This window comes from Sporosarcina soli, assembly GCF_042655805.1.
Classification (GTDB): Bacteria; Bacillota; Bacilli; order Bacillales_A; family Planococcaceae; genus Sporosarcina; species Sporosarcina soli.
In genome coordinates, this window is record NZ_JBHSNO010000016.1 from 257,345 (window position 1) to 278,439 (window position 21,095).

Sequence of the window (21,095 nt, forward strand, 5' to 3'; positions counted from 1 at the left end):
CAAGGCAGTTTTATTGATAAACGCCGGACCTTTATATAAAGCTAGTTGCTTTGTAAAACTTGAATTGAATGGCTTTGCCTTCACTTGTCGTTTTAAAATCGTTAGTGGTTTGCCAGGTGCATAATCCTTTTCATCCGATAAAAGGCTAAGTCCATTATCAAAAATCGGAGCGATTAGTCTCCATTTCTCAACTGGATGATATAAAAATAAGATATTATTTTTATATCATCCAAAATAAGCGTATCAAATGCGAGCAATTGAGCAATCTCATCACGAACATCAAGTCCAGTAAATGCCTCAACTCTTTGCATAAACTGTTCAAATTTTTCTAGTATCGATAATGCTTAATTGTTGAGAATAGAATCAGTCGAGGTGAAATTCGCTTCGACTAAACGTTTCAGTGTAACTTCTTTTAGTTCCCCTCTATAGTCATAGGTATAACAGACAAAGGATGTTTCACCTGTAGGTAAAAGGATTTCACAATGTATGTAGATGACATACTGTTGCTTCTTTAATATTGAACACAATAAGATGTGTGATGCAAGCACCTCTGCCGCCCCTTCATACCCCAAGCATTCCGTTTAATCCACTTATTCCCAACTTTCTAATTTAAACAATCTCCTTTACTTGAGCAAATAATGGTAACAGCAAAACGTGTTTTAAAGGTTTTAGAACTTGAAGTTATAAAGGTACCAGTCACTCACACTTAAGCTAACTGTTGTTAGTGAATTATTAAGAAGCTGAGTGAGCAAAATATTTACTTTTATACTTTTATTTGCGGAATACTTCATCTTTTAATGTATACTATAATTAGATAGTGAACATAAATAAGTAGGTGAATATCTTGATCCTAATTCCAGAAAAATTAGATAATATTTTCGTTATAGATAACATGAATAGCGAGTTGTTTGGTGAAATGCATAGCATTAATGAAAATATAGTTGTGGATTTGTCTTCAACATCATTTACCTATCCTTTTGGAATGGTTTCATTATTAGTGGGTTTAGAGAATTTAAACAAATTAAAGCCAGTAATTATAGATTTTAATAAAACCCCAAATGCACTACTATCTTATATTGAAAGAATGAACTTCTTTAATTTTTTACCAGATGAAATTTTAAATGGATATGATTTAAATTACTTGAGAAATAGAAAGAGAAATAATTTAAGTGAAGTCCTACTCGAAATTACACCTATTACTCAAACAGAAGATGTTTATAATTTGACTGATTGTATATACAAAATCTTTTCTAATAAGGTTTCAAGTAGAGTTACCAATAACATTATGAATATAGTTACTGAACTTGCAAACAATATTTTAGATCATAGTGAAAGCACGGGCTATGTAGCTATACAATTCTATAAAAAGAGTAACACTATTAGGATGGCAATTATCGATGATGGGATCGGAATTATTAATAAATTTAAAACTGAAGTAACTCATATACATGAGCCACTTCGTATTTTGAAAAAAGCTTTTAAATTGGGTAACTCAACTAGAGAAAATATACCCGGTGGAAAGGGTTTGAAAAATATGTGGGCAAACTCATACGATCCGATATTTTCAGATACGACCATTTTTTTGAAAACGGGTGAAAATATTTATAAAATTAAAGAAGATAATATAGTTTTAGAAAAGAAGACGTCTAAGTACAAAGGTACTTTCTATGATTTTACAATCAAAATCGCTTGACAAAACTTATAAAATGATATAAGTTTATATTGACTTCAAAAATGAGATTGAAGACGGTTTGGTAGGAGGTGTCTAAAATTAATAGAGTTCCTATTAATATGGAAAAGCTTAATAAACTTAAGCACTTGATTAATAGAAACCACCTAACTGACATAAAAAATCGAATAGTTTCTGAAATTTCACAAGGCCCGACCAATACTATTTATTATTATGATTTTAAGAACATAGGGGCGATAAATAGTTCTGGGATTGATGAAATTTTGGAACAAGTTCTTGATTATGTAATTGCTAATGAGACAACTAAATATCTGTATGTTACTAATTTAATCGATGAATTTGAACATGTATTTAATATTAATCGTTCCTTACAAGCTAGTAATAAGTTGTTAGTAGCAAAGTTAGGTGATTCGTATGAATTCTTAGGAAATTTATCAAATGCTTTAACGGAAATTTTACATGAAGTTTATAAGCATAAACAAGTAACTGCACGTGATTTAGCAGATCAATATGGGAAGCAGTTAAATTTAATGAGTACTCATTTAAATAATCTCTACAAAAAACGTCTAGTTATAAAAGAGGAAGAGTATCTCGTTGAGGGTGGCAGACAGTTCGTATATAAGTCATTGTTTTAAAATCAGGGAGCCTAAATGGCTTCCTAAAAAATAAAATCGGTTTCAATTTTTACATTGAAATCTATATCAATGATTTTCGAAGGGAGGTGAGCACATGGGTAAGAAGCACTCTGGTGGAAAGTTAACAAAAGCGGCGAAGACTTTAAGTAGTAAAAAATCAACAAAGTCTCAACAAAGTAAAGCAGGTAAGATTTTGAAATCCCATCAAGATCGTTGCCATTAACAAAAAAACCCAAATGGCTGCAACCATTTAGGATTAGTAACAAGTAGTCGGAAAACTACTTTAAACACTCATAAAACTATGTAGAGTAACATTATATTATACCTGAGTAATCAAAGCAAATATTTTTTTGAGTGTTTAGAAAAAATATTGATTTGGGAGGTAAGATTATGTGCAAAATATCAGCTCATTATCGAAGAGCACATATGGTGAGAGGTCACTTTAGAAATACAAAATTTGGTCGTATTTGGATTGGTCCACATATGCGTGATGCAACGATTGTAAATGACCATTGTTTTGTTTAATAAAAATTTAGGAGCTAGGGAATAAGTAGAGTTTTCTCGAAAACTCTACTTATTCTACAAGAGTAATCCAATCTTTTGAAATTTGATTGGAATTTCTACCAGATGCACATGAGACATTACGCCAATATGGTTGTGCGGCACTTCAAATTGTTGTTAAAAATTGTACTTGAATCAATAGTATAATTGAAGAAAATAGAATCCATTCTTCAAATCTATGCAGATTTGCAATACAAGCTTATGGGAATTTCATTTACAATTTCGTTAAGTTATTACTTAAAAAATGAATTGAAAGAGACAACAGGTAACTAATTATAATTATCTATTTTATAAAAATAGAATTACAACTCAGGGTTACGCCAATAAATTTACTAAGGAGGAAAATATGGACACAGCATTATGCACTTCAAATAACACTACATATAATGCTTTCGATTTCAATTTACTACCAGAACCAAATAAATCTTTCCTTAGGCAACATTTAAAATGTGTTGAATGTAAAGGTAAAGCTAGTTTCCGAAAAGCTTCTACGGACAATAAACCCCCTTGTTTTTCTGCAAAACATATTGGTAATTGTTCAAAAAAAAATTCATCAAAATCTGTATCAAATAAACCAGGAAATACTCAAGTATCTAAAATAATTGCCAATCCACAAGCAGTCAAGCTACTGAAAACAAATTTTTTCACAACAGCTAGTTCTAATACTCAAGCGCAAGGAACCATAAATCTTGGAACAAAAAAAGGTCACAATAGAAATTCCTATACGCTTGATCCTGTAAAAAACACTACTAAACCTAAAACTTTACGAAAAATATTAAATCAGCATTTAGAAGGTGCTTTATCTAATACAGGATTAAAAATATATATAAACAACAATATTTTTCAGTTAAAAGAAATACTCATTGATTGGGATAAAATGAATATCCATAATAGGACAGGTTTTTACTGCGGGTATATTAGAAGCTCTAATAAACGAATATGGCTAAATACTAACTCAAACAGTAACCTAAGTATTTTACTCGATGATGTTGTCGCAGATATCATTTGGAATAGTCTTCCTTATAAATCTGGTTCATGGAATAACGGAGTCCCAGTGATCGTATACGGAACTCCCCAAGTAAGTTCTAATGGAAAAATATTTATTAAGCTTTCTGATATAGAAGATATATACATTTCCAAAAAACACTATAAAAATATCTAGAATGCCCTTTCTATTACTGGTACTAGTATGGATGAATTGGTTAAGTCGCTATTCTGAAATTAGAAAGGACGTGTCTTGAATAAAATAAAGACGTTATAACCAAGAATTTAAACAAAAAATTGTCTAGCCCTACAGATCTGGTACTTCTATGAGTGAACTCAGCCGCTAGTATGACAGATCTAAAGTAACGATTTATAAATGGTTTAAATCAATGTCCTCTATTGAAAATAACTAGTTAAGTCCCTTTGTATATATTTCAATATTCGCTTGTTGTAAATGCTTTGCCAGAACCTCACCATTTTCGTATTGCTTTAATAATCCTTTTGTAAAATCCGTTGGTTCCCCGCCATCGATAGCAGCCATGCCGACTGAAGAATGAACACGTTTTTAACGTTCTTCCCTTGGTATTGCATTCATAAATTCCATCAACAACGCGCCTTCATTTTTTTATTCCATACGACGAAAAAGAAGTATTGACCAGAAGTTTGTCCTCTGTTCAATTCCTTTATCCTTCACCCCCTCGATACGTCTGCATTCACACGATTTCTTAGAAGTTGAATCCGCCAACTCGTAAAACGCTATAATACCAGTGTTTAGTAAGCCCCCAATCAAACAACGCATATTTTGAAAAGCATCTCCTAGTATGAACGATATATCAATTTAAAGGAGGTGCTTTCCTAATGCCACCAGAACCATTGACCATCGTGCCCGTAACGTTGCATCCCGTACCGAATGACGGCCTACCGGCCGGCCGTATCCTCTAATCCCTCCGGATTTTGTACCATTAAACTTGGCAAGCCGAAGTCACCTTCCAAAACGGCGTGGAAAAGCGTCTCATCCAGACTGTCACAAGGGAGCTGATTAATCGATGATACAGGACTATACAAACGTTCAAAACATTTATATTGTCTGTGGGAAAACCGATATGCGAAAAGGAATTGATGGGTTGGCTACACTGATTCAAGACTCTTTCGAGCTTGATTCCTACATCGATTCCATCTTCTTTTTTGCCGGTTGGAAAAAAGATCGTTATAAATGTCTTTATTTCGATGGAGACGGCTTCGCGATGTTGTATAAACGAATTGGATAGTGGGAAACTGCAATGACCAAGAAATGAACAGGAAGTAAAGAACTTAACAGGAACTCTGCTAGAAGGCTTGTTACTTCAACAGCCAAAAGTGATTCAACCATCGTTAAAAGGTACATTCTAAAATTCATCTTTCATCCGTTATTCGAACTCGCTATAATGAAAGGAACAAAACGGAATGGAAAGCGGTGAGTGATATGGCAAATGAATCTTCAACGGAAAAATCATTCAATTATAGAGGATCAATTAGCTGTTGTGAATCAGCAGAATAAAGATCTTTCCAAATAAATTGAATCGCCCACTCGCATTTAACTAAGCTCCTATATGGATCTAAAAGTGAGAAATCCAAATACAATGCGCCCGACGGGCAAGGCTCGTTATTTGGTGCCGACTCGTCTTTTACTGATTCTGAGCGCACGGAAGAACAAAGCACAACGACAATTACATACACCGTTGTTCGCAAGCAACACGCTAAAAAACGAAATGATTCTTTTGGCGATAGCGTCGAAATTGAAGAAATCCATCACCATCCTGAACTTACCCAATGCGACTGTTGCCAAAGCCAAATGACTGAAGCTGGGGCAGTAGTTGTACGTGAAGAAGCAAAATTCATTCCAGCAAATATGATGCGCATTCAACATATCGAGCCTGCTTATGAGTGCAAGCAATGTAAAAAGAATGCCGAACTGGGTTATTCGCGCAACAAAAGATTGCCTTTCGCCTGTTTTCGAGTTTATGAAACAGCTATTGACGGCTAAATCTATTCTACACGTGGATGAAACCTATGCCCAAATTATCAATCGATCAGACGGCAAGTCGGGTCAGTCTAACGCTTATAATTAGTTTTTCCGTAGCGTACCATGCCAAGGGCCAACGATTATTCTTTTTCAAAGTTCTCTATCGAGAAGCCGTTCTGTATTAGAAGATTTCACTGTGAACTTTAAAGGAACAATTCTTTGTGCTGGCTATTCTGCCTATGGGAATTTACCTAATATTACGTTCTCCAACTGTTGGGCGCATGTACGGCGATATTGGCTGAAAGCCGATAGCAAACAGGGACAAGTCTGAGTGGATTATTGCGATTGGCTGTATCGTTTAGAGCGCCAATTCAAAAAACCTCGTCTGGGAAAACGTCGAAAAGCACGTCAAAAATATTCAAAGCCGATTGTCGAGGAATTCCTAAAGTGGGTGGATGAATCACCTTTCTTCGGGAAAAGTGCCTTAGCTAAAGCCGCTGAATACACATTGAAACGAGCTAACGAATTAAAAGTTTTTCTATTCAATGGTCGAATTGGAATCGATAATATTCCAGCAGAAAATGCGATTCGTCCAAATGTGACGAAATTATGTGCTTAAGAACATAACCGAAAAAACTGGCTATTCTCTGTGAGGGAGGCCGGAGCGAAAGCCAACGTTGTCTGTTTAAGCTTGGCCGAAACAGCAAAAGCAAACGGTATCGATTTCTATGAATACTTAGTAAGACTATTTACCGACTTACCGAATTTACCGATTCATCAGCAGCCTGAAATTTTAAATGATTACACGCCTTGATCCAAAATTATCCAAGAGACATGTACAAAATAGCCATCCATCCGAAAAAACTCAGGTAGATGGCTATTCATCGTGCGTACCAAAAGGTGCACTCATTTTTATATTACGGGCTTACAGATGAGATTATGTTTTGAAAGCATTCGTCACCTCAAGATTATGATTACTTCTAGTTTAAAACAAAAAACTGTAGGCAAACTCAATTTTCAATGAGTTTGTCTACAGTATGAGAAATCCAATCACCAAGCCTAATAAAATATATTTGAATTTCTTCTTCACCTCTATTGATACTTCAACATATTTAGGAGAAGATTATACGCCCACTTAGATGGAAATGGACATGTTACTCTATAATAAGTTTGGTTATAACTAACATCTCCAAAATCGCCAACAGGGTAACTCAATTAGCCATTTCTATCTTGTTCTTTAATTATCAAGCAATTGAAAGTATGAACGAGGTATCCCAGTTACCTCGGAAACGAAATGAAATAATGTTTTGGCTCCTATAGTCAAATCAGCATAGTTGATAAACATATTCTTCAAAACATCATGATTTATTTTTCTTGAATGTAAATCGTACTCCATTAACGAAAAATCAATAAATCTAAGTAAATCATAATAATTTAATGGGTTATTAGTTATTCTCGATATTAAATTTAAAAATGCTTCAGTATACCTCGGTGGAGTCAAATTAATAGGTGGTAATTGAGTTGGCGGTTTAAAGTCAGGAATTTGGCTTTGGACTACACTGTAAGCTACTCTAAATGCAGCATCAAATATCTCTTTTCTCTTCTTATTTGAAACATCCCCAGCTGCTAAACCTTCATAAACAGTCTCCCTTTTTTCACTATCTGTAAAATAGTACACTTCCTTACATACGTTCAGAGTTGCAAGTAAAAATAAGCCCATAAGTTCATTTATGGCCCACCTAACTGACGTTAATTGTTCATCAGAAATTGGTAAGCTTAAAACCATGGAAAGTTCGCGCAAAGCAGTTATTATTTTCTTGATTCTTGAATAAGAATCTATCGCCCAATAATCAGCTGATATAAATTTTGCAATCTTTTTATATGTGTCGTTTGTAGGTATATCGATTTTTGACAGAGTAACTAGTTGATCATGTTGTATCTCTGGATTCCAAGAGCCAGCCCAGTATTCCTCACTAATTTTGTAATCTTTCTCTAATTTTTCCAACATACCTAAATCGAGTATTTGTATTCCAGATGTTCTTGCATACTGCTTTACCTCAGTTCTTACCCCTTTCTTTACAAAAACTGTATCGTTTATTTTGATTGTATTCATTACACCCTTTATCCACATGATTCTATCATGTACTTTTGCTCCTCCAGATTTACAATCTGCCCAAAGTGTTTTGCTGGTAAAGTCTTTATGCATGTATATTCCATATACATCCAAATCGGTTATTTCAACCGCTGTTTCTTCCTGCGAAGTCTTCATTACAACTCCCATTTTAGGAAAGTATCCCATATGAAATAGAAGTCTTTTTATTCGATACTCAAGCAGAAATCCTGAAGGTATATTAGATTGTTTTTTTTTAACAGGTTTCTCCTTACTAGCATTGTTTTTATTTTCTCCCATACAACTCACCCTCTCCTAAAGGAGTTCTCCTCTTAGCACTCGCACTGCATGCTCTTCAACTTCTCGTACATGCTCTGGCATTTCTCCTAATCTTATTCTCGATTCTTCTGGCGATAAAAAGGAGCCCGTATCAATCATTGAACTAAAGTCTGTAATCTCTGAATCCGACTGAAAATTATAATTCGGACTTTTTATTATCTTTAAAGCTTCTTCCGCGACATCTTTTCGAATCAACTCTAAACAAGCACCCGTTCTGTTTCTTCCAGTATAGTAATTGAATTTAGTTTTATTTACCACCCTTACAATCCCTTTTTTCTCTAATAGGGTGTAATCTGTGGCATTCGCATCATGTGGACCAATATCTCCACTTTCTATTAACTTCTTTAAAAACCTTTCTGGATCATTTATTGTCGAATAAGGAGTATAGTTCTCACCAAATCTAATTGAAGCTAATAAGAGTTTAACATCATCAAGGATGTCATCATCATGTAAATGTTGACCTATTAAATTGGAACTAAAACCAAATTCTTTTCTCATCCCTCTGCTAGAGATAATAGTAGTTGGATTGATCATTCCGACTTTTTTTGCCAAGAGCAATAATTCTTCAGCTTCTTTAGGTAGTTTCTCTAGCGGATAGCCCTGCGATTGTTGGATTATTTCTATAATCTCCTTAAGGCTATGTCTCCCTTCTGTTTGAAGCCCTGATATTGCCATAGCTATTTTCTCACTGTTCCCACCCCAAACATATTCATTACTAATTATTGGCTCAGAACTTTTCGATTTATTGAACATCTGAATTAACTTAAATTGTTTTTGTAAAGCATAAGACAAATTTATATTCTCCTCAGAATGCCCTTTATTCACCAAAAATTCAGTAAGTTCATTTTGCAAATAGGGTATCTTTTTTGTCTCATCCATCGTTTCAACTGTAACTATTTCTTCAGGAGTAGGGGAAAGATTCTCGAAAAGTTGTCCCGAAATCTCCAAAACTGCTGAGTTGGTAAATAAATATTCCGCTATTCCAGTTACTTTGCCGGTAACATCTTTAATAAGTTCAATTTTTTGATCAGAGGCACTCACAAGATAAGGGAGTATAATCATTTCTAACTCTGCCCTACTACTTATTCCAACACTGTTTGCCATTTGTTCAAGTTTATGTATGTTATCAATTACTTGGTTTCCTCTTATAGCCCCTAAAAACCTTCCAGCTTTACCAGCAGTACTTAGATTACCAAAATTACCAATACCAGGACTATCAATAGTAAATTGTTTCAAATGTTTTTGTGTTGCAATAGACCAATATCCCGCTTTTATTATATCTCGCTTAGACATTTCTCTTCACCTCAAGGTATCTAGTATTTTAAAACAGAATGATTACCGACAAAACAAGATAGCTTTATACTATCCCAGAATCTATCTTGCACTTTAGGCTTTTTAAGGTATCACCTTCCACTACAATCATCTTTTCTAAGATAATAACAGTTGAATTTATATAATAATTCCAGAAATTAAGCTTTATATTTTCCCTGAATTTCATAACCATACCGAGTTTTCGTACATTTTCCCCAAAAGTAGGAATGGTATATTCACATTTCCTCCTGCTTGGTATACATGTCCTCTCTCAACTAGATCTAAGTAGAAATTTTCTGCATTATTCATTGTAAATTTCCATATAAATTTATTTGATACTCTCTTGATTCCTCGAATGTTGGATAATATAATTCAACGGTATTGCTGATTACAGTTAGAAAAGGTCGCTTCTCCATATAATAACTCCTAACATTAGGTATTAACTAATATAACAGATTTTTATAAATAAGGAAACATGTTGAGTTTGGACAGAAAGGTAATCAATAAGGGGCATTGTGCTTTATCTCCGATTTTTAAATCTGTATTCTGCATGTGTAGATTATTTTTCAAGTATAACCTTGCCTAGAATAAAATTAAGTATATCCTTGCCAATACGGCAAAGTTATACTTAAAGTCGGATAAAGTCATTCATTCAACTATAAAATTTCCTTTTAAAAAAATAAAGCATAAATTTTCCAATCGGAAAATTTATGCTTTACGTCACATGATACCATGTGATTTTAATCATTTTTTGCCGATGATTTAATCATATATTTGCCAGACCAGTCATACCAACACTTTCTATTTAGTTATTTAGATTACTCAAAGGATTTCAACTCCAATAGTAGAGATATCATATAAACTATCCTTATTTTCGGCAATAAATTGCTTAATAATAATAATTTCGGCATACTTATGATTAACGGCTAGAATTGCATCTTTTGAGTGCCAACAGATGATGGAGGAGTTTCCTTTGAATGACTTATGTAAAAAACATCCCGAGATAGCAGCAATGCGTTCGGAATTCTGCTTTAAGCTCAACTTTAATTATCAGCCCAAAATTAAAAGTAATAGAAATTCAAAAATTGCAACTGGATTTGCAACAGTTTCAAAATCAATAGTGTTAAATAAAAGATTGTTAAATGAATTAAATTCAAGACCCGAAGTAGTCAAAGCAGTTCTAGCTCATGAATTTATACATCTAAAATATATGGATCCTAGAGCGAATCTAAAACGCCTTTTTACACCGAGAGGCTGGTTAATCGTTTCCAAAGAATCAATGGCGATATGCCTTTTACATGAAATTAGAGCAAATATTGAAGGTTATGCTCTCACTGATTTTCCTAGGGAAATGATTAAGGAAATCGAAATGTATTTAAAAGCCGTAAACGGGAATAAAGATAAGGAGTCGCAATACAAACTTGGGTATCCTTCTAGAGAACAAGCTGCACAATATGCACAAAACTATAAGATTATGACCAAACAAATTGCTGTGGAAGTGCTTGATGATTATTGTGATTTGAGAAAGATCCTTAATAAGTCTGTGTTTATTGACAAGTGTATAAAATTGGTTAGTATTTAGAACTCCTAAATACCGGAATTTCGTTAATTAAATTAATCATATTGATTTACTCTTCTTGCTATTCCTAATTCAATTATAGTTGCTTCCCACATATCTCTATATTCTTTTTCAAAACCAGTAACAACAAAAGGCAGTTTGCTAAAAACCCTTCTTAGACTAGGATATATACCAGATTGATATAATTTTATAGTCTCCTGCCTTATTAACTCCATTCTCTCTTTTTGTTTTTCTTTTTTCAACTTTTCCCTGCTTTCAGTATTCTGTTTCTTTATATTTTCATATAAAACAGGGAAATATTTTTTTATTGTAGAACCCACATGGCCGATTTTCTTTTCTAATTCATTTATACTCAAATAATTTTTCTCATCTTTTTCGCATGAATTTAAATATTCAATTAACTCTTTTTCCAACTTTACAATATCCAATTTTCTTTTTGTATTTTTGAATACCAGTTTTTCATTTTTTATCAATAACTCAAACGATATATCCATCAATCTATCTAAAATGTCGTTAGTGGAACAATTAAAAAATGTGCATAATCGAATTAGACTACTTAAACTAATTTTATCCTTTAACCCCCTTTGAAAGTCCGATAAGAGTTTGCCTTGAACTCCAATATTATTTTCTACAAACTCTCTTTTGGGAGAAGGTATTAAATCCCATAAAAGAATCAAGTTTTTTATCATATATTCATTGGTAATTAAATCATGATTTCTAGTGTCTTTCAGCAGATTTCCAATAATAAATACTTTTTTGGAATTCGATTCATTTCCTCCATGTTGTACTTTTTCTATATTTCCTAACCAGTGGGAACACTTTTGACAAAATCCATTTAACGTTTTAAATTTCAAGTGATTTTGTAATGCGCCGCACTTTCGACAAGTTTCCTCCAATTTAACATTGTGTATATGGCAAATATCTACCTCCATAATACTCCAGATCAATTTTTCATATTGAACTTCCTTCATATCGGCAAGGCAATATGGACACCAAGACTTATTCTTTTTCAATAATTTGTTATCATTCAATATATTTTTATATTTTATTATAGTTAAATTTTCTAAATCATCCCTTCCGCATAACCTATTCATAATATTAGCGTTTTTATCGGCTGCAACAGACAAACCATTAAATTTCGATGTTCCCCCCCTATATATAGCAAATATACTCTCTTCTTTATAAATCCCTTCTCCCTTTATTTCAGGAATTAAAATCTCATTAATTAAGGTCCCTGTCTCAACACAATGTGCATAAGCAATCCTCGCAATATAACTTGTAAGACACTCCACCTCCATTGTGCCTATACCAATTGGGGGAATATTATAAAGAACACTATGTTTTGACCTCACCTGATTCTCCCCTTTCAATCAAATTAAATAATTTCTTCTCATTTGATTCTAGAGTTTTTATCAGTATTACTGAAAACCGACATGATCTCGATTTGGCTTCCTTTCACCCACTTTCCCCCTCTGTTTTTCGTTTTTCTGAGATTGCTTATCGTTTTTAGTGTCAAAACCAAATTTCATAAGCACCCTTTTCTTACATTCACTATCCATATCTTCAAAATGTTTTTCCATCTCTATTGATTCATCAGCCATTTTTTCAATTTTGTCAAGGCTTACTTCAAACTTTTTGAAATCACACAAATCCAAGGTTTTTATATCTTGATTATTTAGAAGACTATATTCAACTGTTCTATTAAACCAAATTTTCAAATTACCCACACAACCAACAGAATGAATATAGAAATACTCCCAATTTTCCACCAGATTAGGCTCATCATTGAATGGAAGATGCTTTTGAAATGTCCATAATATATTTTGAAAAGCCTCTCTGTCATCTTCTATTTCTGCTTTATACCTGGGAAAATGTACATCCATCCCTCGTCGGATTAGTTGACCACTAAGGTTCCTAAATTTAAGAATTTCATAAGTACCAAATAAAACAAAAGGAACCATACTTACGGAAGCAAGTGACTTTAATATATCCATCTGATTTCTTAAACTTCTTCCTCTCGCTACTCTTGAAAGATGTTGAGCTTCATCAATTAAAAAGGCTCGTGGCCTTCTATATATCAACGCATTTTCCATTGCTCTTCTGTATGCATTTTTACTATTTAAAGGTTGCGATAATTCTCCAGCATTAAGAATTTTTTTTTGGTTGATTAAGGGTTCATAAAGCGAACCCAAGGATCTAATATAAAAGTCTTTCCAATCAAACCGTCCATCATCAGGTGCAATTGCCTCTAGCCCAACAATTGGCACAAATCCTTTATCTTTAATCATATCTTCTTTATGAATTTTGTTATAATGGTTTATTATCTTATTAAATAGTGTAGACTTTCCAACTCCACTTGGACCGAATATCAGTAGTATCTCATTCTTGTTTGCAACACTAATATTATCTTCAAACTCCTTAAATGCACTCTTTAATTTAGGATGGGCGATAGTAAAATTTTTAAAGTAACTTATTCTTTCATTGGCTGATTTCAATAACAATTCGGTAGGAAATAACTGGTCACCCATATTTAAAACTCCTCATAAGCAATAAATTTTTGTGTATTTACTTTATCTGTTTTAATGGAGGAAATTTTATTTGATTCTTTAACAACGTGTAGATGCCTTTGCTGCAATCTAGGTACATTGCTTTCATTTTGATTTCCTTCTCTCGCGGTTATTTCTTCAAGTGGTTTGGAAGCCTTATCTTTTAAATGTTGTAATCGTAGAATTTCTTTTGACTCTAATGAGTCTAGGAACTTTGCAATGATTGATCCTGTGATAGGAACAGTATTTCCAGCATTCTTCATCCGTTTCCTAATTTCAATCGTAGCGATTTTTATCTCTTTTTCAGTACGGTTTTCAAAGACCATAAAATTTTCAGACCGAAGTTTAATCCAGTATTTATTTATATACGCATAGGCAGTAGACATATCGAATGGATCATATCTAACATATACGCTTTGCCCCTCAATTTCCGGATGATCAAGCATATCCGCCCAATAGTAGATGTTATTAATACGGACCCCTTGACCCGGTTGAACTTTTGCTGTTTGTTTTGGAGTAGATGGTAGCGTCATTATTTCAAACAGTTCATCATATCTAACAAAGGTATGCTCTCGCTTACCAGTTTTATATAGTCGATTTTCATAAAAATTCCTTGGAGAAGTACCCAAAGTCGAATGAATTTGCTGATCATATATTTGATAGCACCAATCTTCCATCATTTCGTGTAATGATTGAAATGTCCAAATCGCTTTATGTTTAGGATTGAATTTTTTCGTCACTTCCCTAACTTTTTTCATTATTTGTGTATTCCCTAATAGATTATGAATAAATTCTGTATTAGTAGTCCCAAACATTCTTTCACAAACGGAACCGAATTTAGGCTTTGCTCCTGGCCTCTGTGCTTTAGTGACGTTATATTTGGCTAGTAGTGTATCAAAATAAACACTATGAAATTCCTTACCACCATCGACGACTAACATTTTTGGTAGCCTTGAATTTCTCTTCACACATTCCCTTAGAACCATCATACAAGATCGGTAACTTGGTGGATCGAATGTTAAATAGAAAGCTAGTACTCTTCTAGAATAGGCATCGACCAGTAGACTGAGCCAGGGTCTACCTAAATTTTCGAGTGTATCTGAACAAATTAATTCAATATCTAGTTCCGTATGGTCTAAATGACAAATCTGATATGGGAAATCTCCGTGTCTTGGAGTAGTTGTTTCTATCTCAAAATAGAATTTTTCTGTGTCATATGCAGCTTTTGGCCCTTTTCTTTTTTCTGTTTGAACATGGATGGGCCTCTTTTTTGATTCTTTCCAAAATGTGACGAAACTGGGGGGATTCCATCCTTTATCTATACATTCTTGATAAAATCGCTTATATATTGAATTTAGATTCGAACTACGTGGATTTTCATATTTCTCTTTGATATATTCATCCATTAATTCTATAACTTCGGAAGATAACTTTCTTTCTCGATTGCCTTGATTATTTCTTTTGCTTATTAGACCTATAAAACCGTTTCCAAAATGATTTTCAGCATCTTTGTATTTCTTCACCCAATCCCTATATGTTCGTGGACTGACCTTTAACTCTACTAAAGAAACACCATTCCAGTGGCTTTGTAAAATACTATATTTACGATTAGCCTCCTCCAAGCTTTTTGGTGAAGCACTAAGTATTATGTCTATAACTTCTTCTGAGGCGATGGATTCGTTATTAGAATCAATGAGGGGCTTAATTGTACCTTCCTGATATAGTCTTTCAAAAAGAGCATGAGGGATCTTAACTTCCCGTTCGCCATTCATAATTGAAATACTTGAATCATTTATACTTAAAATTGTACAAGGTTCTGCTGACCATAGGAGAGGTTGTAACGGATAAATGTTGAGGGTTGACACATTTAAAATATCTTTCACATTTGCGTTAGACATATTATAAAATGCATCCGCAGATTCTTTACTTTGATAGATTGAGAATTTATCAAAATCGGTGATTAAGGTAGCTTTGATGTCGGCATAAATCTCATGCTGTGCAAGAAGATGGTAAATATCATCGGCACAAAAATCTAGATTCATATTTAGTAATCTTTCAAGACTTGTACCTGGTTTTTCAGCTACCAAATTAATAATAAGATCTTTCCTTGTTGGAGAAACCTCAGCATTATCACCAATTAGATAATCTTCTAAAAATCTAATATTCCTTTGAAGTATCCAATCAATTTCATCGGAAGTACGAATTCGAAAAGACAATCCACACGCTTTCGCATACTCTTCAGCTGGTGGGCATCGGAAAGCACCAGCTTCATCCATAATGTATCTATTGGGATACTTCAGGACTAAGTTAGACAATTCTTTTTCTGACTTCCATTCTTCGTAACCAATCCAGTCTTTTTGGATAACGAAAAAGTCCGGGGTATAATAGTGCCCAATATTACGTCCTTTATTTTGGTAACGAATTAAAAAGATTTCAGGCTGATCGTAATACTCGATTACAGTTGAATCAAATTCCTTTTCATAGATAGCTGCTAATTCAAGGGTTCTACTCTCAAACTGAATAGTTACTCCCATCTTCTGGCTAGGATAACAACCAGAAACATTTTTCCGGCTGGATCTTACTTTTCTTGCTGGTTGTGAGCTTCTTATACACTCTATTTTTTTTATTGCATCTTCGCCAATATTCAATTCAAGGAACAGTCTCATTAAATCCTTTTTCATAATTATCCCTCCTAACTTTCATTTAAATTGATTTTTTTATTGCCATCGATGACTTCTTGGCGTTCCAATAATCCTGGTACTTTCTTTCATGTAATTTGCCCTTACCGACAATCTCCTCTACTTTCCCACTACTTGGATAAGTACCCCGTTTCATTAATGTGTAGACCGCTTTATCAATACTTTTTTTCATAATTTTATTTTTACTTTGTTTTTTTGCCTCCAAGCTGCTCAAATAGTTTGTTTTTATTTGTTGGCATTCGTTTGGATACGTCTGAGTTAATAGTTTTCTGTCACAATCCATCAAATTTGCTATCTCACTTAATGAATAGGACTTCTTTTCCGCTATTATCAAACCGAGAAATTCTTGAATTTTTTTATGATCCTTTTTAACTCTTCCAAGGGGAACTACTCTATCAGAACAATGACCTTTTAAAGTTATCTTGGATTTCTCCATATTTATGAAACCAGTCAGACTAAGCTGTAATCTCGAAGTAATATCAATCAGTGCTTTTAATGGAACTAGATTAGCACCAGCCTTCCATCCCCATAAAGTCGACTTAGAGTATCCGAAGAATTCAGCTGCTTTTGTTAAAGAACCTTCAAAATTTTTTTCTAAATAAAAGGATATTGAGCGCGAAACGCAACCACTTTCAAACGACAAGTTAATAAATTCAGAGAAAAAAGTTCTCATTGATTCATTGGTCTCACCACTGTAAATAGTCGTATTTTGGCTTTCCTTAAAGTTCCCTAACCAGTAAAAACATTTTGTGCAGTATCCTGGTACACTCTTTCTTTCTAATGTATACATACAAGACTTACAGAATGGACAAACACTCTCTAGAGTCCTGTCGTGGATGAAACATTTAAGATACGGTTGAAGAGTCCAACTTAGTCTTTCATAAACAATCTGTTTACTTTCCACATCAGCTTGGAAACAGGATGGACACCAATGTCTTCTACTTTTTAGTAACCCCCTAAACGGTACTAATCCCCTGCAATTAACAAGTGTAGTCTCTCCAATATCCTTTCTCATTGTTAAGAATGCGATTACATCAATAAAATCTTCTGCAATGTTCCCATGACCGTTAATGGCAGATGTTGATTTATAAAAACCATTACCACCATTGAACACCATATTATTGATGTATTTTTTGTCTAGTTTAGGTGCTATCAAATGAGTCATAATATCACCAACTGTTATGCAGTGAGCGTCTGCTAATCTAGAAATATAACTGCTAAGGGACTCTGCACCTGTTGAGCCAATTCCAATCGGTTCCATTGAATATAAACAACTTCTTTGCAAATTTTATGACACCACCATTTTTATATTTTTTATTACTACTCTGAAAAACTATAAAAATAGAATTATCTAGTATTCCTTCTTTTATTCAATGTTGTCCAAATTCTTTTCATATATCAGGCCACACTAAAGTTCTGGAAATACTATTCTATTTTCATAAAAAAGACAGCTCTATAAGTCGGAGTAGTTCCGACTTATAGAGCTGCCCTATCATTAATTCTAGCTAGTACTACAACAAGATTTTTCTTGTTTTGTTGATGTAAAGTTCACACTGCACACTCCAGTTTCCGGTAGGTCCAGTTCCACTTTTTTTGCCGATTCATAATCGCCAGTCAGATATGCCACTATTGAACGGACTTGTTCATAACCAGTTGCCATGAGGAATGTAGGTGCCCGTCCATAACTTTTCATCCCGACGATGTAAAAATTCTTCTCTGGCTGTCTCAATTCTTCTTCGCCGTGCGGACGAACAGTTCCACAACTATGAAGATTAGGATCTATTAACGGAGCCAAGGCTTCGACACTTTCCGTTGCCGAGTCAATACACACTCTGATTTCATTCAAGAATGAAAAATCAGGCCGACTTCCAGTATTGACAATTACCTCATCTACTCCTTGGATCGAAACGCTTTCTCCTCTTAAATCTCCGACAATTGTTAATGCTTCATCTTCCATTAAAACATTTTGGACGCGATACGGCGTGTAAACTTCTACTTGGCCAGAGTCCACTAATTGATGGATTTCCAACCCGAGTTCTCCTCTTGCTTGTAGGGCATCTTTTTCTTCGCCACCGTAAGCTTCTTCTACGTTATTTTTACGTAGTATCCAAATAATCTTTTTATCGGAATTACTTTCATTGAGTTGAGACAACTCTAAAATTGTGTTTATCCCTGAGTGACCACTACCGATTACAGCTATGCGTTTACCAAGGTACTTATCACGATTGTCGCCGTTAATATCGGGAATTCCATAATGAATATGACTTTGTAAGGCTCTCTCATTTTCCGTCCATACTCCATCAGCATTTATAGGGTTCGGTTGCCCCCAAGTACCTGTTGCATCTATAACAGCTTTTGCTTCAATTTGTTCGGTTTTGCCGTTATGATCAACGTAAATTAGGAACGGAACATTTTCACGATTTGCCGACTTCATTTTATCCAACCCTTTTTTGCTAACGGACAGCACCTTAGTATTCAAATGAATGTATGGTTGGATTTCAGGTAAACTAGCTACTGGCTTTAAATAACCCTCCACCAATTCTTTTCCTGTAGGAAGATCAACTGGGGAAGGGGCTTCCCATCCTTGTTTTTCTAGTAGCTCCCGAGCCGCTTTGTCTACATTGTATTGCCACGGTGAAAACAATCGAACGTGTCCCCATTGAAGTATATGGTTTCCCACGCAAGGACCGGCTTCCAAAACAATAAATTTTTCGCCTGCTTTAGCCAAATGTGCAGCTGCGGCTAGACCTATAGGACCAGCGCCTATAACTACGACTGGCAAGGAACTCGTTTCTTTTTTGATAAGCTCTATATGCAGTGGCATAGTATTTGTTGAACAACAGTTCCCATTCATTATTTGAAAATTACTTTGCTCGTTCAATTTACAAACCTCCTTAGAATAATAAAGAGCTCACTGAATGAGCTCTTTTGTATTAACAGTTATTTGGCGTACCAATCATCACTAGACCAGATTGATTACCTTCAGTTTCAAAGTCCAATGTTACATTGCTCAGAAGTCCTAAAGCTAAAGTGGAAATGGCAACTTGGATGTCGTTGATCAAAGATACAGTATCCGACTCCTCAGGCGGATCAAGAGATAAACCGATTTGCGGTCCACAGCACCCCTCAATGGCATAGATACGGAGTCCTTTGGCTTGCTGTTCTTCCAAAAGCGTTTGAATATACTGCTTGGCTTCGTTTGTAATGTTCATTATATTCTCTCCTTCATTTTTCCCAATGACTATGCATCGGGGAATATTCTTCTTAATGAATCTTTCATTGCTGATTTCACGTTGATTTTCGGGCGGATTGCTGTCGCTTTTTCCTCTGCCTCAGCAATTGTGTTTGCTTTGCCAAGGGCTAAAAGTGTTCCGATCGCCACGGTACCTGTTCGATTACTTCCCCCACCGCAATGAACGAAGACTTTCTGTCCGTCATTGTAAGAATTGACGACCAAATTGATGGCTTTATTCACAGATTCATCTTGCTGATCGGCATCATCAACAATCGGACAATGAATCCGATTGCTATCAGATGGAATGTTCGTGGATTCTGCACGTAAATCTACGATTACATCTACTTTTTCATTCTTCATAACTTCCAGCGCATCATCTGCACCACCAATAAAAATACCGTGTTCAATTAATTCCTGATAATTTTTTGTCGTCATCCTTCTTTCACCCCACTCAATGTTGGACTCCATTCATTACTTACAGATTCTAAGTATCTTTCTACATCTAGGGCTGCCATACATCCTGTACCCGCAGCTGTAATTGCTTGGCGATATTTATTATCTTGGACGTCACCACATGCGTAGACACCTAGTATATTCGTTTCTGTTGTTCCAGGCTTTACTTGAATATAACCAACCTCATCTGTTTCGATCTGTCCTTTTAAGAAAGCCGTATTTGGTGTATGTCCGATTGCGACAAAAATCCCATCTGCCTCAACTATCTCTTCTTCTTCAGTCTCATTATTTTTCACTTTCAGTCCAGTTACTTTTATACCGTCTCCAATTACTTCAAGAGGAGTCTTATTTAACCCCCAAGCTATTTTCGGATTTTGTTTAGCTCGATCTTGCATAATCTTTGAAGCGCGTAATTCGTCACGACGATGAATAATCGTAACTTCAGAAGCAAATTTCGTGAGGAAATTCGCTTCTTCCATTGCTGAGTCTCCTCCTCCAACAATGATCACCTTTTTACCTCTGTAGAAAAAGCCATCGCAGGTTGCACAAGTGCTCAGGCCTGAACCAATGTTTTCTTGTTCGCCTGGAATTTGAAGGAGTTTTGCTGATGCGCCCGTTGAAAGAATTAGAGATTCAGTTACAACTTCCCCTAAACCATTAACATGAAGCTTGAAAGGTTTTTGGGATACATCCACATCCGTTACCCAGCCTCTTTTAAATTCAGCACCAAAGCGTTCTGCTTGTTTTCTCATGTTATCCATAAGGTCCGGTCCCATAATCCCATCTATAAAACCCGGAAAGTTTTCTACTTCTGTTGTAAGTGTTAATTGTCCTCCTGGTTGTTCGCCTTCGATAACAATAGGATTCATATTAGCTCTTGCTAAATAAATTGCTGCTGTTAAACCAGCAGGCCCAGTACCTAGGATTACTACCTTATGCATGCTCTGTACC

General features: G+C 34.8%; 18 protein-coding genes and 1 pseudogene. 9 read left to right on the top strand and 10 right to left on the bottom strand.

Going from position 1 to position 21,095, the window contains the following annotated elements:
• Positions 1-844: 844 nt before the first annotated feature.
• The 8 genes and pseudogenes from ACFPRA_RS21920 to ACFPRA_RS21955 all read left to right on the top strand — a co-directional run bounded on the left by ACFPRA_RS21920 (position 845) and on the right by ACFPRA_RS21955 (position 6,686).
• Positions 845-1,693 carry a hypothetical protein gene (locus ACFPRA_RS21920; protein WP_381439470.1) on the top strand — a complete coding sequence of 283 codons (849 nt, stop codon included), beginning with the start codon at positions 845-847 and terminating at the stop codon, positions 1,691-1,693.
• A 98-nt stretch (positions 1,694-1,791) separates the two neighbouring features.
• Positions 1,792-2,325 (top strand): hypothetical protein, encoded by a 534-nt coding sequence (locus ACFPRA_RS21925; protein ID WP_381439472.1) that lies wholly within the window; start codon positions 1,792-1,794, stop codon positions 2,323-2,325.
• A 94-nt stretch (positions 2,326-2,419) separates the two neighbouring features.
• The gene (locus ACFPRA_RS21930) at positions 2,420-2,548 is read left to right on the top strand and encodes a hypothetical protein (protein WP_381439475.1); all 129 of its coding nucleotides are present in this window, start codon (positions 2,420-2,422) and stop codon (positions 2,546-2,548) included.
• Between the two features lie 684 nt (positions 2,549-3,232).
• Positions 3,233-4,048, top strand: a complete 816-nt coding sequence (locus ACFPRA_RS21935; RefSeq protein WP_381439477.1) for a hypothetical protein — start codon at positions 3,233-3,235, stop codon at positions 4,046-4,048.
• 868 nt (positions 4,049-4,916) lie between these two features.
• Positions 4,917-5,138, top strand: coding sequence for an IS66 family insertion sequence element accessory protein TnpB (tnpB, locus tag ACFPRA_RS21940; protein WP_381439480.1), 222 nt, complete (start codon positions 4,917-4,919; stop codon positions 5,136-5,138).
• Between the two features lie 563 nt (positions 5,139-5,701).
• A complete protein-coding gene (locus ACFPRA_RS21945; RefSeq protein ID WP_381439482.1) occupies positions 5,702-5,893 on the top strand; it encodes an IS66 family transposase zinc-finger binding domain-containing protein in 192 nt (63 codons plus the stop codon).
• Positions 5,871-6,491, top strand: a pseudogene (locus ACFPRA_RS21950) (IS66 family transposase). Before ACFPRA_RS21945 ends, ACFPRA_RS21950 begins: the two are co-directional and overlap by 23 nt.
• 30 nt (positions 6,492-6,521) lie before the next feature.
• Positions 6,522-6,686 carry a transposase domain-containing protein gene (locus ACFPRA_RS21955; protein ID WP_381439484.1) on the top strand — a complete coding sequence of 55 codons (165 nt, stop codon included), beginning with the start codon at positions 6,522-6,524 and terminating at the stop codon, positions 6,684-6,686.
• A gap of 423 nt (positions 6,687-7,109) precedes the next feature.
• On the opposite strand, the gene ACFPRA_RS21960 is transcribed toward ACFPRA_RS21955, so the two are convergent.
• Together ACFPRA_RS21960 and ACFPRA_RS21965 are read right to left on the bottom strand one after the other, a co-directional pair.
• Positions 7,110-8,282, bottom strand: a complete 1,173-nt coding sequence (locus ACFPRA_RS21960; RefSeq protein WP_381439487.1) for a hypothetical protein — start codon at positions 8,280-8,282, stop codon at positions 7,110-7,112.
• A gap of 15 nt (positions 8,283-8,297) precedes the next feature.
• Complete coding sequence (locus tag ACFPRA_RS21965) at positions 8,298-9,614, bottom strand: hypothetical protein (RefSeq protein ID WP_381439489.1); 1,317 nt, start codon at positions 9,612-9,614, stop codon at positions 8,298-8,300.
• 991 nt (positions 9,615-10,605) lie between these two features.
• Between ACFPRA_RS21965 and ACFPRA_RS21970 the strand changes: the two genes are divergently transcribed.
• Positions 10,606-11,214 carry a M48 family metalloprotease gene (locus tag ACFPRA_RS21970; RefSeq protein ID WP_381439491.1) on the top strand — a complete coding sequence of 203 codons (609 nt, stop codon included), beginning with the start codon at positions 10,606-10,608 and terminating at the stop codon, positions 11,212-11,214.
• Between the two features lie 32 nt (positions 11,215-11,246).
• On the opposite strand, the gene ACFPRA_RS21975 is transcribed toward ACFPRA_RS21970, so the two are convergent.
• The 8 genes from ACFPRA_RS21975 to trxB form a co-directional block, all read right to left on the bottom strand.
• Positions 11,247-12,563, bottom strand: coding sequence for a TniQ family protein (locus tag ACFPRA_RS21975; RefSeq protein WP_381439494.1), 1,317 nt, complete (start codon positions 12,561-12,563; stop codon positions 11,247-11,249).
• Positions 12,564-12,629: 66 nt separating this feature from the next.
• Complete coding sequence (locus tag ACFPRA_RS21980; protein ID WP_381439496.1) at positions 12,630-13,739, bottom strand: AAA family ATPase; 1,110 nt, start codon at positions 13,737-13,739, stop codon at positions 12,630-12,632.
• Positions 13,740-13,741: 2 nt separating this feature from the next.
• A complete protein-coding gene (locus tag ACFPRA_RS21985) occupies positions 13,742-16,438 on the bottom strand; it encodes a Mu transposase C-terminal domain-containing protein (RefSeq protein ID WP_381439499.1) in 2,697 nt (898 codons plus the stop codon).
• Between the two features lie 22 nt (positions 16,439-16,460).
• A complete protein-coding gene (locus ACFPRA_RS21990) occupies positions 16,461-17,717 on the bottom strand; it encodes a TniQ family protein (protein WP_381439502.1) in 1,257 nt (418 codons plus the stop codon).
• Between the two features lie 240 nt (positions 17,718-17,957).
• Positions 17,958-19,310 carry an NAD(P)-binding domain-containing protein gene (locus ACFPRA_RS21995; protein ID WP_381440005.1) on the bottom strand — a complete coding sequence of 451 codons (1,353 nt, stop codon included), beginning with the start codon at positions 19,308-19,310 and terminating at the stop codon, positions 17,958-17,960.
• Between the two features lie 79 nt (positions 19,311-19,389).
• Positions 19,390-19,668 carry a HesB/IscA family protein gene (locus ACFPRA_RS22000; protein WP_381439504.1) on the bottom strand — a complete coding sequence of 93 codons (279 nt, stop codon included), beginning with the start codon at positions 19,666-19,668 and terminating at the stop codon, positions 19,390-19,392.
• Between the two features lie 29 nt (positions 19,669-19,697).
• On the bottom strand, positions 19,698-20,126 hold the full coding sequence (locus tag ACFPRA_RS22005; RefSeq protein ID WP_381439506.1) for a protein-tyrosine phosphatase family protein: 429 nt from the start codon (positions 20,124-20,126) through the stop codon (positions 19,698-19,700).
• On the bottom strand, positions 20,123-21,085 hold the full coding sequence (gene trxB, locus ACFPRA_RS22010) for a thioredoxin-disulfide reductase (RefSeq protein WP_381439508.1): 963 nt from the start codon (positions 21,083-21,085) through the stop codon (positions 20,123-20,125). The genes ACFPRA_RS22005 and trxB overlap by 4 nt, the downstream gene beginning before the upstream one ends.
• Positions 21,086-21,095: the final 10 nt, after the last annotated feature.